The 15,851-nt window shown below is 46.2% G+C and carries 15 protein-coding genes; 7 read left to right on the top strand and 8 right to left on the bottom strand.

Translation table 11 applies throughout. The features are described 5' to 3' along the window. Positions 1-5 precede the first annotated feature (5 nt). The 4 genes from Q1B11_RS15625 to Q1B11_RS15640 form a co-directional block, all read right to left on the bottom strand. On the bottom strand, positions 6-254 hold the full coding sequence (locus tag Q1B11_RS15625) for a YfhL family 4Fe-4S dicluster ferredoxin (protein ID WP_067516754.1): 249 nt from the start codon (positions 252-254) through the stop codon (positions 6-8). Between the two features lie 45 nt (positions 255-299). After that, on the bottom strand, positions 300-782 hold the full coding sequence (gene coaD, locus Q1B11_RS15630; protein ID WP_299734253.1) for a pantetheine-phosphate adenylyltransferase: 483 nt from the start codon (positions 780-782) through the stop codon (positions 300-302). A 232-nt stretch (positions 783-1,014) separates the two neighbouring features. After that, complete coding sequence (locus tag Q1B11_RS15635; protein WP_299734254.1) at positions 1,015-1,884, bottom strand: hypothetical protein; 870 nt, start codon at positions 1,882-1,884, stop codon at positions 1,015-1,017. A 289-nt stretch (positions 1,885-2,173) separates the two neighbouring features. Then, the gene (locus tag Q1B11_RS15640) at positions 2,174-3,631 is read right to left on the bottom strand and encodes a coniferyl aldehyde dehydrogenase (RefSeq protein WP_299734255.1); all 1,458 of its coding nucleotides are present in this window, start codon (positions 3,629-3,631) and stop codon (positions 2,174-2,176) included. Positions 3,632-3,745: 114 nt separating this feature from the next. Between Q1B11_RS15640 and Q1B11_RS15645 the strand changes: the two genes are divergently transcribed. Next, positions 3,746-4,399, top strand: a complete 654-nt coding sequence (locus Q1B11_RS15645; RefSeq protein ID WP_299734256.1) for a TetR/AcrR family transcriptional regulator — start codon at positions 3,746-3,748, stop codon at positions 4,397-4,399. 166 nt (positions 4,400-4,565) lie between these two features. Here the strand turns inward: Q1B11_RS15645 and Q1B11_RS15650 are convergent, their stop codons facing one another. From Q1B11_RS15650 to rsmD, 3 genes are all read right to left on the bottom strand, one after another. Next, positions 4,566-5,513, bottom strand: coding sequence for a hypothetical protein (locus tag Q1B11_RS15650; protein WP_299734257.1), 948 nt, complete (start codon positions 5,511-5,513; stop codon positions 4,566-4,568). 161 nt (positions 5,514-5,674) lie between these two features. After that, positions 5,675-6,769: a malate dehydrogenase gene (locus tag Q1B11_RS15655; RefSeq protein WP_299734258.1), complete on the bottom strand. Its 1,095-nt coding sequence runs from the start codon at positions 6,767-6,769 to the stop codon at positions 5,675-5,677. Positions 6,770-7,017: 248 nt separating this feature from the next. After that, the gene (gene rsmD, locus Q1B11_RS15660) at positions 7,018-7,626 is read right to left on the bottom strand and encodes a 16S rRNA (guanine(966)-N(2))-methyltransferase RsmD (protein ID WP_299734259.1); all 609 of its coding nucleotides are present in this window, start codon (positions 7,624-7,626) and stop codon (positions 7,018-7,020) included. A 183-nt stretch (positions 7,627-7,809) separates the two neighbouring features. On the opposite strand from rsmD, the gene Q1B11_RS15665 reads away from it, so the two are divergent. After that, on the top strand, positions 7,810-9,279 hold the full coding sequence (locus tag Q1B11_RS15665; protein ID WP_299734260.1) for a hypothetical protein: 1,470 nt from the start codon (positions 7,810-7,812) through the stop codon (positions 9,277-9,279). Positions 9,280-9,553: 274 nt separating this feature from the next. Then, on the top strand, positions 9,554-11,206 hold the full coding sequence (locus tag Q1B11_RS15670) for a hypothetical protein (RefSeq protein WP_299734261.1): 1,653 nt from the start codon (positions 9,554-9,556) through the stop codon (positions 11,204-11,206). A gap of 29 nt (positions 11,207-11,235) precedes the next feature. Here Q1B11_RS15670 and Q1B11_RS15675 read toward each other — a convergent pair whose 3' ends face one another. Beyond that, entirely contained in the window at positions 11,236-11,427 is a 192-nt protein-coding gene (locus Q1B11_RS15675) for a hypothetical protein (protein WP_299734262.1), read from the bottom strand. Positions 11,428-11,591: 164 nt separating this feature from the next. Here Q1B11_RS15675 and ftsY point away from each other — a divergent pair, with 164 nt between their 5' ends. From ftsY to rpoH, 4 genes are all read left to right on the top strand, one after another. Continuing rightward, on the top strand, positions 11,592-12,836 hold the full coding sequence (gene ftsY, locus Q1B11_RS15680; RefSeq protein ID WP_299734263.1) for a signal recognition particle-docking protein FtsY: 1,245 nt from the start codon (positions 11,592-11,594) through the stop codon (positions 12,834-12,836). 37 nt (positions 12,837-12,873) lie between these two features. Beyond that, positions 12,874-13,542 carry a cell division ATP-binding protein FtsE gene (ftsE, locus tag Q1B11_RS15685; protein ID WP_299734264.1) on the top strand — a complete coding sequence of 223 codons (669 nt, stop codon included), beginning with the start codon at positions 12,874-12,876 and terminating at the stop codon, positions 13,540-13,542. Beyond that, a complete protein-coding gene (gene ftsX, locus Q1B11_RS15690; RefSeq protein WP_299734265.1) occupies positions 13,539-14,576 on the top strand; it encodes a permease-like cell division protein FtsX in 1,038 nt (345 codons plus the stop codon). Before ftsE ends, ftsX begins: the two co-directional genes overlap by 4 nt. Positions 14,577-14,720: 144 nt before the next feature. After that, positions 14,721-15,575, top strand: coding sequence for an RNA polymerase sigma factor RpoH (gene rpoH, locus Q1B11_RS15695; protein ID WP_299734266.1), 855 nt, complete (start codon positions 14,721-14,723; stop codon positions 15,573-15,575). Positions 15,576-15,851 lie beyond the last annotated feature (276 nt).

Raw genomic sequence — 15,851 nt, forward strand, 5'->3', positions numbered from 1 at the left:
AAGTATCAGGCAGCAGTAATGATCTCGTACTTCTCCATCAATTCTTCCTGAGTTTCTTCGCAATCCGGATTCTTTGGAATGCAATCCACAGGGCAGACCTGCTGGCACTGAGGCTCATCGTAGTGACCTACGCACTCAGTGCAGAGTAAAGGGTCGATTTCGTAAATCTCTTCCCCGGGTGAAATGGCACTGTTAGGACATTCCGGTTCGCAGACATCGCAATTAATGCAGTCTTCAGTAATCATTAAAGCCATAAGTGACCTTTATTGGCTATTTAAAATTAAAAGAGCCGCAGTATCTCAGTTTCCGCTGAATTTTTCAGTCAGTGCTTTCTGAACACAGGGATGAACAAATTTCGATATATCCCCACCCAGAGAAGCAATTTCCCGCACCAGTGTAGAAGAAATATAAGAGTATTGCTCTGCGGGTGTCAGAAACAGGCTTTCAACTTTCGGGGCAAGAACACGATTCATGTTTGCCATCTGAAACTCATACTCGAAGTCTGAAACTGCGCGTAAACCGCGAAGAATGACCTGGGCATTCTGTTCTGCAACGAAATTAGCCAGTAGTGAACTGAAGCCAGTAACCTCAACATTAGGGAGGTGGGCAGTGGACTCTTCAGCCAGAGCAACCCGGGTTTTCAGGTCGAATAGTGGCTGTTTTTTTGGGCTTTCGGCAACAGCAATAACAATGGTGTCAAACAGCTTGGCCGCTCTTTCAACCAGGTCCATGTGACCCTTAGTGATAGGGTCGAACGTTCCAGGGTAGATTACCTTAATCATTAAAAATGACTCTCCGGCCATATATCAGCGACAGGCTGTGGAATAACAGCTGTGAGATAGTGTGAGATAACAACAGTCTGCCCAAACCAGAAACACTGTCTTCTATTCTGGCAGGCTTGATGACAAAGCGCATGTTATCGGAATAGTCAAATGGGTTCAAATTGGGGGGGCAGAGGAGGCATGCTTTTTGTGAGGCGGGTAGCAGTTGCTACCCGAAAGCTCTGTTCTGTTATTACATGTTTGCAAGTTGTTTGAGGTGATCCTGAATTTGGCGTTGATGGTCAGCTGGCATCGCTTTTGATACGCCTCCTCCGATTGCAAATGGGGCGACAGTATTTCTGTGAGTGAGTTGATTTTGCCAACCTAGTATGTGCCAGTTATTGTTAGTCAACTGCTTAATATTATCTAGGCTGATCGCGAACTCATCATTAGTGGCAGATGAACCATCATGCTGCATTGTTGTGATCGGAGCTATGCGCATTTTACTCTGGAGGTGCTTAAACTGGCCTGTTTCTAGCAGTTTTTCCATTTCACGCATCACATCCGCTTGGTTGGCTCCATTCGTGCCGGTAAACCAATTTCCTTTATTGTAGGTGTCAATAATTTTCAGAGTTTGCTCATGGTTAGCGGAGTACGTGACAGCAACACCTGACAGGTCAGGGTTATTCTGCAATAACGTTTGAGCTTGTTGAAGGATCTTTTCAGCTTGAGTCTTGTTGTCGTCTTTTTTGAAGTCCAGAACAATGGGTGTCACAGGGGGCAATGGATTGATGTTGAGCTCTTTTTGAGAAGGAGTAATCCGCTGAGGATGATTGACGACTTGTTTGGGTTGAGCTTGAGCTGGGAGTGTTTTTGGATCATCAGGTTTATTACTCAAAGCCGCGCTCAGGTAGCAAAAGGGCGCTTTAACGATATAAACAACAAAGCTAGCGATTGCTTTAATAGCGATCCAGATATGTTTAGCTAAATACCATATGGGATTAGTTACTAAAGATATTCCCCAGCGAAGCCAGCCTACGTTCTGCTTATCGTTCTTTGCAGGATTTTGAGCTGCAGGGTTGATGGCGTTGTTGGCTGGTGGAGGTGCTGTCTGGGGTGTCATAGTAAGCCTCTGATTGCTGGTCATTAATTGCTGGCTATTGATTGCTAAAGGACATGGAAACCCCAAAAAGTGCTAGTCGAAGATTGTTTCCTTTCTCGATTACATGCTCATCAGGCATATTTACTCGAAAAATGTTAACCCTTGATTAAATCAATAATTTGATGAATGTCAGAGTTATAGACACTTTTGTTCTACATCAGTTCCCGATTATTCATGCCTATAAAAAAGGCTCCAAGTTTAGGTATTGGAGCCTTTAAGTGCTGTATTTCAATATTTTTCAGGTTACGGATTATTTTCCACCGGACAGGAATGCCAGCAGCTTAGATTGCAACCACCCACCATAAGGCGGGAAGATCATCTTCGCACCGTTAATTCTGCCTTTAGACAAAACGGCCTTGGCTTTCGAGAACGTCAGGAACCCTTCGTAGCCATGATAGTGCCCCATTCCGGAAGGCCCGATACCGCCAAATGGCAGATCTTCAACTGCAACGTGGAGCATGCACTCGTTAATACAGGCGCCACCGGAGTGGGTTTGATCCAGCACTTTTTGCTGGTTTTTGGCATCAGAGCCAAAGTAGTAAAGCGCCAATGGTCGTGGTCTCTGTTGCACAAAGCTAATGGCTTCGTCCAGGTTATCCACACCAATAACTGGCAATAATGGGCCGAAAATTTCTTCCTGCATCACCGCCATGGCATCGGAGGTGTTTTCCAGAAGATGGATCGGAATTCGACGGCTACCGTCGTTAATTTCTTCATCGGTGGCAGAGTGCACTTTGGCGCCCTGAGCTTTTGCGTCTTCAAGCAGGTTTAACAAACGCTGGTGATGGCGAGGGTTAATAATGGACGTGTAATCTCCGTTGCCATTCACCGTTGGGAACATCTTCCGGAAAGCCTTTAAATACTGCTCAATGAACTCAGCCTTCTGCTCATTTTTAATCAGGATATAGTCTGGAGCGACGCAGGTTTGCCCGGCATTCAATGATTTCGAGTAACAGATTCTTTCGGCCGCTTCTGCAAGGGGGAAATCGTTATCCACAATAACTGGTGATTTACCACCCAGCTCCAGAGTAACTGGTGTCAGATGCTGAGATGCCGCCTTCATCACATGGTGGCCCACGTTGGTCGAGCCGGTGAAAATCAAGTGATCGAAGGGAAGTGAACTGAATTCTGTGGCGACGTCAGCATCGCCGCAAATGACGGTCACTAAATCCGATGGGAATGTCTGCTCAATCAATTTGGCGAACAGTTCTGATGTTTTGGGGGTAAATTCCGACATCTTGATCATTGCGCGGTTGCCAGCCGCCAGCACCGTCAGCAGCGGACCAAGAGCCAGAAACAGTGGGTAGTTAAACGGCACGACAATACCCACGACGCCTAAAGGCTGGTAGATAACTTTGGCAGACGCAGGCTGGAGTTGCAGGCTCAGGGAACGGCGGCTGGGTTTCATCCACTTCTTCAATCGCTTGCGAGTGTAGTGAATGCCACCAAGGCTTGGCATAAACTCCGTCAGTAAGGACTCATTGGCGGAACGGCCTGCAAAGTCTTCATTCAGTGCGGCCAGCAGAGCATCTTTATTGTCCAGAAGTGCGCTTTCCAATGCTTTTAATCGAGCAATGCGTTCTTGGTGATCAGGATTCGGATCTTTTAAAAAAGCAGTCTTCTGGGCGTTTAAAACATCTTGTAGGGATATGGTGATTTGCTGAGTCACGATTCGGTGCTCTGTGGTTAGGGGTTCAACGGCGCTCATACGCTCTCCTTGTTTTTCATTATCATTTATCAACGTTTATTCTAAAAGGTGTCTGTGCTATTTTTAGAGTAATTACTCTAAATCGTCAATAACTTTATTTCGGCACTTCTGAAAATGGCTGGTAAAACGCGAGACAATATTCTGAAAACGGCGCTTCGCCTCTTTAATGAGGAAGGCGAAAGGCATGTGACCACGAACCACATTGCCAGCAATGCCGGCATTTCTCCCGGGAATCTCTATTATCACTTCCGCAATAAGGACGCGATTATTCTGATCCTGTTTGAGCAGTTCCAGCAGGAATTGATGACAAAGATTGTATTTCCACAAAATCGAGCCATCACGTTTGATGACAAGCGCGAGTATCTGGAGCTGTTATTGGCTTCGATGTGGCAGTACCGTTTTATCTTCCGGGATTTACACGGTGCATTAGCTCGAAGTGAAACGTTACAAACCCTCTATCGGGATTTTGCACGACTGTGTATTGGTATGGTGCAGCAGGTCTTCCGTGGGCTGATTGCCGCCGGGTTAATGGAAGCAACCGATGCCGAACAGGAAGCGCTGGCGCTCAATACATTTATGGTGCTTACCAGTTGGCACGAGCTGGTGTATAGCGTGTTGAAAGGCGACGAGAATGAACCACCCAGAGCGTTACTGGATCGGGTGATTTATCAGGTGTTGATTTTAGATCGGGGCTTTATTACCAAAAAGGCATTGGATTCCTTCAAGGCAATGGAAGTCAGCTATTTCTTTCCGCTGTCGTCTAATTGATCTTATGGCTGATGAAAACATAAACCATCAGTCGGCAATGTGCTTTTTAAGGAGGTCTTGATTTTTATCTTTGTGTAGTAAGCTTCACCGGTATCGATGCCAGCGTCAAACTCAGTCTGACCTGAGTTCAATGTTTCTGGATTGGTCAGTTAAGGATTTTCAGAATTTATAAATCCAGCTTCAGTGCCACTATGTCTTTTAACAAGGACGCCCCATCAGCATGCTGCTTTAGGGAAAGCTCTATATCGGGCTCTTTAGGGAAGGAGAATACATTTTCTGTAAAAGAGTCGAGAAGGGCATGTTTAGAGATCACAGGGTTCTCAGCAAGATTGTCTGATCCTTTTTCTGGAGCTTGGCTATAAGCTTGCCTTATTACTGAAAGTCCAATCTCCAAGTTATCTGCACGGTCTTCTGTTAGTTGATTGATAGCTTCCAGCAACTCTTCTTTGAGGGTGTTTTTGTGTTTTGAAGTTAACGACTTGATAAAGGCATTAAATTGAAGTGGAGGCTTTTGCTTCAAGATCTCTTTAAAAAGGTGCGCACAGGAAAGTGGGTCAGCAAGCAATTTAACTGGCAAGGGCTTTTTACTGAAGTTTTTCACTGCAAATTTGATCTGATCTATTAATCCATTGATTCGAAATAAACCTGATACCTCATTAGAAATTGCCTGCTGAAGCCGTTCAGACAATACTCGACGATTCAGGGCGGCTTGGGCAAATGGAGGGAATTTTTTCTCCTGTGATAAAGCTTCTATTACGTCAGGCTCTGCTTCATCGAGAAGCTTTATTGCAACTGTCAGGCTTTTCTTATGTTTGACGTCGTTAATAAGTGCATTCACTTCAGTTTTCAGGACGGCCTTCGAGCGTGGGGTTGGCACGTTTGCATCATGGGTTTCACTCAACTTGTCTCTTCTTTGTGCAACGCGCCTTTTTTTTACATCTGTAGTGCGAGGAGAGTTTTCTAAACCATCTGGTGTCAGCAGTATATTGGCAGTTTCACTGTGTTGTATAACGTGCTTTTTGTTTTTGCCTGACCTTTCTTTTGGTACTGGCTTATTGCTAGGTTCAGTGCTTTGTGGCTTATAGAATCCGTTATTGCCTTCGATTGTTGGCATCACCATCTCCTTGGCTACTTGAGTCGTATTTCAAGTATAGCTATTTGACCGTAGTGGTATTGTGTTGGAAAGGTGATGAAAATGGGGTTGTGAGGTCGTAGAGAGGTTCTTAACAATAGAGAGCTTGGTAGCCAGCTGGCCACCAAGCTAACAGGAGGGAATCAGCAGATACGATCAGCTTTGTAGTAAGCTTCACCAGTATCGATGCCAGCATCAAACTCAGTCTGACCAGTACGGCTTGAGGTGCTCAGCTCTTCACGGGACGCAGCGGTTTCCTTTGGCAGCAGATGATCAACAGCGGCTTTCTCTTCCAGCAGCTCCTGTTCGGTTTTCTTCATCATTGCCTGACCATATTTATTGATATGCAGGTTCTGAATGATCTGGTAGCTGCCGAACTCGCACACTACCGGGAAGGAGTAGTAGATACCTTTGGCAACGCCGTAGCTGCCATCGGAAATAATACCCATGGAAACGATGCGACTATCGCTGCCCAGAGCCCAGTCATGCATATGATCCAGAGCTGCCTGTGCAGCAGACGCCGCGCTGGAGAGACCGCGCCATTCAATGATTTCAGCACCGCGCTTTTGAATGCGTGGTGTATATTCTTCCTTGTACCACTTCTCATCGATCATATCGATGGCTGCTTCATCGCCCAGCACCTGAGCGTGGTGCAGATCAGGATACATGGTTGGTGAGTGGTTACCCCACACGCAAACGCCTTCGATATCGGAAGGGTTAACGCCCAGTTTGTTGCCCAGAATGCCTTGAGCACGGTTGTGATCCAGACGGGTCATGGCGCAGAACTGGGAAGGTGCCAGGTTTGGTGCGTTGCGAGAAAGAATCAGACAGTTAGTGTTGGCAGGGTTACCCACAACCAGCGCTTTAACGTCGCGATTAGCTACTTCGTTCAGTGCCTTGCCCTGTTCAGCAAAGATAACGGCGTTGGCTTCCAGCAGGTCAGCACGTTCCATGCCTTTGGAACGAGGACGTGCACCAACCAGCATGGCGTAATGAATGCCACGGAAACCATCGAATGGGTTGTCGTGCAGGCTGATGCCGTGAACCAGTGGGAAGGCGCAGTCTTCCAGTTCCATGGCAACGCCGCGGAGTTTGTCCATGGCTTGTGGAATTTCAACCAGCTGCAGAATAACCGGCTGATCAGCCCCCAGCATTTCACCGGCAGCAATTTTGAACAGCAGAGAGTAGCTGATGTTGCCAGCGGCGCCGGTAATGGCAATACGTACGGGTTGTTTCATGGGGAACTGCTCCTTTTGATCAGGTTCGTTCTTAGTTCAGGTATGCGTCCAAACTGCCATGAGCCGTTCTTTCTTGTGTGAAGGGGCGACCCACTGCTTCCTAAGTTTTAGCAACAGCGTTTTAGAAAAACGTTCTGTGGATCTTACAGCGTTCAGACGCACCATTTATTTGATAAAGATCAGCCGCGCCAAGATTACTGATAACGTTTCGGTAAGTCCATATGTGAACCTGTGTTTATTGTTGTTTTTTAACCGTTCGCAGCCCTTGACCAGAGGCTGAAGGTCAGTTGTCCTGCGGTTTTTACCTTTTCCTGCTGCCAGTTGTCAGGAGCGGGCATTGGGCTCAGCTCCTTTTCGACTTCTATATAGAGGTAGCTATTTTCGTGAAGATAACCATTGCGCTCCAGTAGTTCGCAGGCGGGTTGGAGCAAGTTCATACGAAACGGCGGGTCAAGAAAGATCAGGTCATAAGGTTGGTCCGCAGGGCGAGTTAGCCAAATGAGACTGTCGGTTTCGATCACCTGCGCCTTGCTGGTTTTTAAGGTCGCCAGATTACGCTTCAGCATGTTGGCAGCCACCGGGCTTTTTTCCAGAATGGTTGCTGACGCTGCACCACGGGATAACGCTTCAAACGACAATGCACCGGTACCGCTGAACACATCCAGCACGTTGGCTCCGGGAGTGATCATGCTTAACCAGTTGAAAACCGTTTCCCGCACACGATCTGATGTCGGGCGTAACCCGGGAACGTCTGCCACTGGTAGCTTACGGCTGCGCCATTCTCCGGCAATGATTCGGAGTTGACCTTTGCCGGTGTGAGGCAGTGGTTGTTTAGGTATCCTGAATTGACGTGGCATTTAATGAATCCAGCAACGAGGTATGTGACAGGGATGATTAGACCAATAGTATCAAATGAGGCGTTTGTGCTGTTAGTCAGGCGTTGAAAATGTTTTTTAGGTTGATGGAACCAACAGGTATTTGGATTGTCTTAATCGTTGTTGCATAAACCTACAATCAATTTCAACAAAAGAGGTGCAAGCATGCAAGTTCGCTCAAACTCGGCCCATGGGCCCTATAGAGTCGTTACGGAAAAAGATCCCGGTCAGTCAAGTGAACCTAAAAAAACGGTGAGAATTACCACGTGGAATGCGGAATGTGGAGTAGCTCGCCAATTTGTCCACAAATGCATACCAAAAGATTCATCAGATGGAAATAGTAGTAACGGAGTGCTTCTTGGGCAGGCCTCAATAAGCAATCGGCTCGTGGGTTTACTGGATGCAGTTAAAAAAATGGCGGCTGTATCAGATGTTGTTGTCTTGCTGGAACTGCGAAAGCAAATTCCGGACAATGAGGGCGATGTTGAGGTGCTTGGTCCCGTCGAGCAAGCCCTGCGTGAAGCTATGGGGGATAGGTTTTCTAAAATATTCGAAGTGCCCTACAATATTCACGGTTACCCAGGCACAGGTGTTGACCAAAGGCTTTATTACATGGTTGCAGTGAGTAAAAAATGTGAGGAGCTATTTGGTGGAAAGCCTGAACTCAAGAAAATTTTCTTTACTAAGAATCCCACGACCGATAGGCCACCTGAAGGGCAAAACCAGAAAGATTTTAATTTTGGTGAGAATTTTGCTAGGTGTGCTTTGCAAATTCAATATCAAAAAGTAGATATGTTCTTTTCGCACTTCTACCCTTTTGATCCAAAATCCAAAGAACCATCTGCTGAAATACTGACTAAAGCGACCCAGAATAGTATAAATTGCGGCAAAGCTGTTATCAGCGCGGGTGATTTTAATAGGTTTGGTGATGCCCCTGATACGGTGCATGAAAAGTTTATAGAAGCAGGTGCTGACGACCTTACAGGGGGGATGGTTGAGAAGCTTTCTGGTCAGCATTGTCCACACACTTTTCACCCACGGTCGGAAGATTTCTGTGGATTCAATGGCGCTCAACTAATCCGTGGCGCTCTATCGCCTAAGGTTTTAAATCAACCCTGTACAAAAGAGGATCGATTGAAGCATCTTGAAAAGTTAGTTGACCAGGCGGCTACCCTATCCTTGTTATGCGGGATTAAGGAAGAGGAAAATGGTAGTAAACTATCTCCAGAAGCTAGAAATGATTTAAGTGGCGAAGTTGAGACTTTGATAGAAAAATATGGTTCATTTCCTAAGATTATGCAGGCTCTTGAGATAGACCAGGAACGTGCGAGTGACCTACTTGCTAAAAGTGGGTATCCGGCAAGCACCAGACCTCTCGATAATGTGTACACATATGGAGATATTAACGTTGTTGATGATCAGATTATTCTGGATTTCCATTATACATCCGCAGTGAAGAACAAAGGTATAACACCTCTGGATACCTACGAACGGCTAATAGAAGCTATCAGAAATGATGAAGTTGCAACTGTTAGTGATCATGCATCACTTGAATTCTCTGTCGCGCTGACAAACAAGACCGAAGATGCTGGTGTTGGCGAAACGAATCAGTCATCTTTGACGGGCTCCGAATGATGATTTGTATGGTTTTGACGTTATAAGTAGTTGGCCATTTGGAATTGAATATTTCTGGCTTATTGACCAGGTTCTCTGCAAGGCCAACGACGGGAGCATAGCGAGCTATGTGACCAGAGTTGCAACGCAGTCAGAGAGCCTGGCCAGTGAGTCAGAAAATATGATTTCAGGTGGTTAACTACTCAGGTCGGTTTCCGAAGGAAGCCGACTCTATGCTAAATAATTTTGAGCCGCTTAATGCGTACCTGAAAATTGCAAGTCATGTGGTTGTGTAATGATTGAGGCGGGAGGCGGTGTTAGATTTTCGTGCCAAGATGGAGAAGGCAGTTCTAAGCAGCATAAAGAAGCTGAAGGGCGTTATTCCGGGCGAATGGTTACTACTTCTCCTGACTCAGAGGGAAAATGTAATGCTTCTGTGAGTCAGCCTGCCTCTAAAGTCTTTGTTACTAAAGAAGGGTTGGGTCGTGAGTTTTTGATAAAAGATTTACCGTCATTTCAGTGCGATATTATTGAGGGTTCAAAAGAAATAAATTTGGCAGTCGTCGTTTATAGTGCTGATGCTGCTGTTAGAAATGAGCATGATAAATATCCAAGCTATGGTTTAGTAAATAGAATGCGCTTGTCTAATACAAAGACGAACATCATTAAAGAGATTGTTAATACTGAGTTGAAGGGGATGTTTGGTGAGGATAAACCCATAATCCTGGGATCATTTTCTGAAGGAAGAGCAAAAACTTACCCATTTGATTGTATGAGAAAATTTGTGCGGCCTATGGTAGGTGTGGAGAGTGATGATATCGTTTATCAACCATACAATGACAGCGAGTTGTCGCTGGCCTGTGCTCTCACTATAAACAGTAAAGAACAACAGGATTATAACTCCATTACGTTGCATGAGTCTGGTAAATTTAACCTATATATTGATCAAGACGGTAGCTTCTCTGGTCGATCTATGCCCTATAGAGTCTACAAGCTTTCAGATAAAAAAAATGAATCCAGTGTTGAAGAGTATTTAGCGCTTGTTAGATACCATCCTCATCCAATTTATTCTGTGCGGTGCCAGGCGATGGTGCTTTTTGAGCAAAAAATGAATAGCCTTAAGGATCAATATAAATCACTTAGATGTATCGTAGTGGGAGAAATTAATCACGAAAAAAAAAGGTACGTGAGTGATAAATATAGCAGGCGTCTCGAATCCAAAGCGGCAGAAGCCTCAGCTGGATTATTGGAAAAGTTGTGTTTGAGTTCAAATGATCCGGGAAAGTTGTTTGTTGTTGGCAAAGCATGTATTGATCAGGTTCCAGTTCAAATTAAAGGGCCAACCATTTGCTCATCTTTTGATATTATTCCGGGCTTATTTGAATTGAGAGAGATTGAGTCGAGTAGTATGGATAAGCTAAAGAATGACATTATTAAGGATTCGTCGACGGTGTTAAAAAAATTAGGGCCGGTGTTGGAAAACTTAATGAAACGGGAGGCTAAAGGTGATGCAATTTCAGGGCATCTAGCAAGCCTTGCAAAAAACTATGATCAAATGAATGCTGATGAATTCTTCTCTTTGTTCGCTGATATTCCCCCTGATGAGTTCTCCTCTTTGTTCGCTGGTATTCCCCCTGAGGAAACTCTCAAGATATACCGTATGCTATCTGCTGCTGAAACGCTGAAATTTCCTTATCTGGGCAAGAGATCTTGTGTTTATAGCAATGGTACAGCGAAGGTTGATGTGACCTCTGTGATAATGACGAACCCAGAGCTAGGTGATATGAACATAAGAGATTGCAAGGATGAGTCGGACTTTATTAGGTGTGTAAAAGAATATGCAGTTAAAGCCGTAGATGCGAAAAAACCACCCTTTCTTAGTGATCACCCTATAACAATTATGGGGCTTAAAGGCTATTCTTTGTCGGATTATGACAAAACAGCCTGAATTTTGTGTAAAAAGTCACCTGTAAAGAGTCATCGAGAAGATGTCTCCCCTCCTTCTTTGACAGCTAATTGATCTAATGACATCAGGTTCGTCGATGGCGCTGAAAAAACATTGTATTCAGCTGCCTCAGCAGAAACCAGGTAGGCCAGTAAAATAATGGCAATGCCCCCGATGGTCAGGAGTAGCAATCGTCGGGTGTGAATAGGCTCGTTATGATCCATGTTCTGACTACTTAACAGATAACAGAGAAGTTCATTTCGTGAAAAACTGAATTAAGATAGGATAGATAATTTTCAGCCCTGCATGGCAGAATGTCAGCAAAGTTAACCTATTTGTTATCCATACTGTCCTCAGGCAACTCCCACCAAGGTTATTGAAGTAGTCTATGTTCGGTTCGCGCAAAGACGATGAAAAGAAGGCCAAACGCAGTTTTTGGCCATGGGGCAAACGTACCCAGGAAGACACCGCTGAAGAACAGGTTGAGCAACAAGCTGAACCGGTTGAAGATGCGTCAGTAGTTGAAGCGCAGGTTGTTGAAACACCGGTTTCAGAAACGGCTGCCCATTCAGAGCCGTCAGTGGTGGCACCGGTTCAGGAAACCGTAAGTGTTGAACCTGACACTGTTAAATCAGAGCCTGAAGCTCAACCTGTTCAACAGGTTGCAGACGTCCCGACGCTAGCGCAACCAGAAACCAAAACAGAAAGTACCGGCTTCTTTTCCCGCATGCGTCAGGGTTTGAATAAAACCCGAAGTGTTCTGGTAGAAGGCGTTGCTGAACTCTTTATTGGTAAAAAAGAGATCGATGACGATCTGCTGGATGAGCTGGAAACCCAGTTGCTGGTGGCAGACGTCGGTGTGGAGGCCACTACCGAGATCATCGAAAAACTCACAAAAAAGGTGAAGTATAAAGAGCTGGATGATGCCGAAGCGTTAATGAATGCATTGCAGGTAGAGTTGGCTGAAGTGCTAGCGCCCGCAGATGAACCGCTGGTGATTCCAAAGCAAGATTCTCCTTTCGTGATTTTGGTGGTGGGTGTGAATGGTGTGGGGAAAACCACCACCATTGGCAAGCTGGCCCGCAAATTCCAGTCCGAAGGCCGCAAAGTGATGCTGGCAGCCGGTGATACTTTTCGTGCGGCGGCGGTTGAGCAGTTGCAGGTTTGGGGTGAGCGAAATCAAATTCCGGTGGTTGCCCAACACACGGGTGCAGACAGCGCCTCGGTTATCTACGATGCGTTTGCAGCAGCGAAAGCCCGAAATGTTGATGTGCTGATTGCAGACACCGCCGGTCGTCTCCACAACAAAGATCACTTGATGGAAGAGCTGAAAAAAGTGAAACGGGTGATGGGTAAGTTGGACCCAACCGCGCCTCACGAGATTCTTCTAGTTCTGGATGCCGGCACTGGGCAAAACGCCCTGAGCCAGGCGAAGGTTTTCCATGAAGCCGTTGGCCTGACAGGCATGGCGTTGACCAAGTTGGATGGCACTGCAAAAGGTGGCGTGATCTTCGCATTATCTAAACAGATGAAGCTGCCTATTCGTTTTCTGGGTGTAGGTGAGCAGATTGATGATTTGCGTCCATTCTCTGCCCCTGAATTTGTTAAGGCGCTCTTTACTCGAGAGAGTTGAGTGGTCGGCAGGCGATGATCAAGACAGGGAACGCTGAATGATTCGTTTTGATGGTGTTAGTAAACGTTATCCCGGAGGGCATGTAGGCCTCGAAAACGTCAGCTTTCATTTAAAGCGGGGCGAAATAGCGTTTCTGACCGGCCATTCCGGTGCCGGTAAAAGTACCTTGATGAAACTGGTGATGTTGCTTGAGCGATCCAGCGTAGGTCAGGTCTGGGTGGGAGGCCATAATCTGCGGACATTGAAGAACAGTCGTATTCCGTATCTTCGTCGTAACATTGGGGTGGTCTTTCAGGATCACCAGCTCCTGTTTGATCGAACGGTGTTCGATAATGTCGCGTTGCCGCTGCTGATTGCCGGATACTCACCGGAAGATTGTGCCGGGCGAGTTCGAGCCTCTCTTGATATGGTTGGCCTGTTAAATAAAGAGAAACTTTATCCAGTGGCTCTCTCCGGTGGCGAGCAACAACGGGTGGGTTTGGCTCGGGCAGTGGTGAATCGTCCTTCATTAATTCTTGCGGATGAGCCTACCGGTAATTTAGATCCGCAGTTATCCGCAGAAATTATGAAGCTCTTTGAAAGCTTCAATCAGGTTGGCGTCACCGTGTTGATTGCCAGTCATGATCTGGCGCTGGTGGCGCGAATGCGTCATCGAATACTCACCCTTGAACAGGGTTGTCTGGTGTCAGACCAGGAGGTTCAGTGAGTTTGTTTAAAAAAGCTGAACAGAAAAGAGTGAATAGTCGGGAGCCAAGAAAGACAGAAGCGCCGGTTACTCAGGATACTCAACGCCGGGGCGCTAAACGCCAGCAAGTCGCTACCTTAACCATGAGCACTTTGGTCAGCCTGCATAAACAAGTGGGTAAAGAGGCGTTCTTGCGATTGATGAAAACGCCGGTGTCCAGCTTACTGAACTGTCTGCTCATTGCCGTCGCGTTTGCCTTGCCGGCATTACTTTATGTGTTGGTCGCTAATATTCAGCAGCTGGGCTCCGCTTGGGACGGTCAGCCGAGAATGTCCGTTTACCTCAGTCAAAATGCCAGTCAGAAAACCATAGATCAGTTGGTTCGTGATTATCGGGCTCATTCGCTGATTGAAACGGTGGAGTACATCTCGCCCGAGCAGGGGTTGCAAGACTTTCAGAGCAAAGCCGGCCTTCAGGGGGTTATCAGTCATCTTGGTTTTAATCCTCTCCCAGCGGTTATTCAGTTGACACCGGATAAAAATGCCTCATTTCAGGCGCTCGATGAAGCCATTACACAGTTTCAGAAAATGATAGGCGTGGAAGAAGTTCGTCTTGATCGTCAATGGGTTCAGCGCCTTCAGGCAATATTGGCGATGCTGGAGCAGTTCTCCTTGATGTTGGGCGGTATTCTAGGGCTAACGGTTGTTCTGGTTATCAGTAATACAGTACGTCTCAATATTGAAAGTCGGCGGGATGAAATCAAGATTGTCAGTATGGTGGGCGGTACCCGGGGCTTTATCTCCATGCCATTCATTTATATGGGATTGTGGTACGGCGTTGCCGGTGCGCTATTGGCACAGATCATTGTTTTGGTTTTGATCGCTGTGTTAGGTTCTCAAATGGCGGAGTTGGCCGGTTTATACAGCAGTAATATGTCGCTGTTTGGTCCGGGCCTGGATGTTTTTGGAACGCTACTGCTTGCAGGAATCTTGTTAGGGGGTATAGGGGCGATGGCCAGTTGTTATCGTCATTTCCAAGGGCTCGTGCCGGAATAACCTATGTAAATAGAGGTTTTCTTAAGAAAACGTCCTGTAAAGTCGATAGCGCAAGTAGGGTGAGTTTTTGTTATATTAGAATTAACTTGAACTTAAACTATTTTTATAGAGTCAGATAAAGAGGGTCATTTGGCGGAGTCAATTATGAATACCAGTCTTCAACCAGTAGACATGTTAGTTCCAGGTCGTAACATCGAGGCCTATGTGGCATCTGTCAGCAATATTGCTGTCCTGTCTGCCGATCAGGAAAAAACACTGGCTGAGAGACTTTATTTTCATGATGATCTTGAAGCTGCTCGTCAGTTAGTCATGTCGCACCTTCGATTCGTTGTGCACATTGCCAGAAGCTACTCCGGATATGGGCTCCCACTGTCCGACCTGATTCAGGAAGGTAATGTTGGCCTGATGAAAGCAGTCAAACGCTTTAATCCAGAAGTGGGTGTGCGTCTTGTGTCGTTTGCTGTGCACTGGGTGAAAGCAGAGATTCATGAATTCATTCTTCGCAACTGGCGGATCGTTAAAGTGGCGACTACGAAAGCGCAGCGTAAGTTGTTCTTTAATCTGCGCAGTGCCAAGAAGAGTCTCTCCTGGTTAACCAATGACGAAGCTAAAGCGGTCGCAGAAGATCTGGGTGTAGAGACTCGAGTCGTTCATGAAATGGAAGGCCGCATGGCTGGACAGGATACCGCCTTTGACGGTTACCAAGATGACGACAGCGATACTGCCTATCAGGCACCTGCCCACTATCTGGAAGATCGCAGTGCAGATCCTTCTTCTATATTAGAGAAAGAAGATTGGACTGATAATTCCGTTGGGCAACTGAGAAGTGCGTTGGCACAGCTGGATGAGCGTAGCCGTGATATTCTTCAGCGACGCTGGCTTGCCGAAGACAAGGCAACATTGCATGAGTTGGCTGATGTTTATGGTGTCTCTGCTGAGCGTATTCGCCAGCTTGAAAAGAACGCCATGAAAAAGCTCAAGGGTTCGATGCTCGCTTAACTGCAAGCTATATAAAGGAAGCCGCTTTAGAGCGGCTTTTTTTATGGCTGTGATAATTCAATGTAAACAAAAGCGTATTGACATAAGAAACCATGTGCGTACAATGCGCCCCTCTTCCACGGACGATCTCCAACGAGAAAGCCAATGTTAACTGATGAGGATTCATCACTAACAGGAAGAGTGATTTGAAAACGATTGTTTGAATCAAACGATGAAAACAACCGATTGACAAATCAACGAGGTGCGGTATTATGCGCCTCCGCTGACACGGTCTGA

Source organism: uncultured Endozoicomonas sp., assembly GCF_947495845.1.
Taxonomy (GTDB): Bacteria; Pseudomonadota; Gammaproteobacteria; order Pseudomonadales; family Endozoicomonadaceae; genus Endozoicomonas.

What these genes read in the sequence shown, in the direction of transcription:
- Q1B11_RS15670 (WP_299734261.1), top strand. Translation starts at nt 9,554, where the DNA reads ATGATTGAGGCGGGAGGCGGTGTTAGATTTTCGTGCCAAGATGGAGAA.
- Q1B11_RS15655 (WP_299734258.1), bottom strand. Translation starts at nt 6,769, where the DNA reads ATGAAACAACCCGTACGTATTGCCATTACCGGCGCCGCTGGCAACATC.
- Q1B11_RS15650 (WP_299734257.1), bottom strand. Translation starts at nt 5,513, where the DNA reads ATGCCAACAATCGAAGGCAATAACGGATTCTATAAGCCACAAAGCACT.
- Q1B11_RS15635 (WP_299734254.1), bottom strand. Translation starts at nt 1,884, where the DNA reads ATGACACCCCAGACAGCACCTCCACCAGCCAACAACGCCATCAACCCT.
- ftsY (WP_299734263.1), top strand. Translation starts at nt 11,592, where the DNA reads ATGTTCGGTTCGCGCAAAGACGATGAAAAGAAGGCCAAACGCAGTTTT.
- Q1B11_RS15625 (WP_067516754.1), bottom strand. Translation starts at nt 254, where the DNA reads ATGGCTTTAATGATTACTGAAGACTGCATTAATTGCGATGTCTGCGAA.
- ftsE (WP_299734264.1), top strand. Translation starts at nt 12,874, where the DNA reads ATGATTCGTTTTGATGGTGTTAGTAAACGTTATCCCGGAGGGCATGTA.
- rpoH (WP_299734266.1), top strand. Translation starts at nt 14,721, where the DNA reads ATGAATACCAGTCTTCAACCAGTAGACATGTTAGTTCCAGGTCGTAAC.
- Q1B11_RS15665 (WP_299734260.1), top strand. Translation starts at nt 7,810, where the DNA reads ATGCAAGTTCGCTCAAACTCGGCCCATGGGCCCTATAGAGTCGTTACG.
- coaD (WP_299734253.1), bottom strand. Translation starts at nt 782, where the DNA reads ATGATTAAGGTAATCTACCCTGGAACGTTCGACCCTATCACTAAGGGT.
- rsmD (WP_299734259.1), bottom strand. Translation starts at nt 7,626, where the DNA reads ATGCCACGTCAATTCAGGATACCTAAACAACCACTGCCTCACACCGGC.
- Q1B11_RS15640 (WP_299734255.1), bottom strand. Translation starts at nt 3,631, where the DNA reads ATGAGCGCCGTTGAACCCCTAACCACAGAGCACCGAATCGTGACTCAG.
- Q1B11_RS15645 (WP_299734256.1), top strand. Translation starts at nt 3,746, where the DNA reads ATGGCTGGTAAAACGCGAGACAATATTCTGAAAACGGCGCTTCGCCTC.
- Q1B11_RS15675 (WP_299734262.1), bottom strand. Translation starts at nt 11,427, where the DNA reads ATGGATCATAACGAGCCTATTCACACCCGACGATTGCTACTCCTGACC.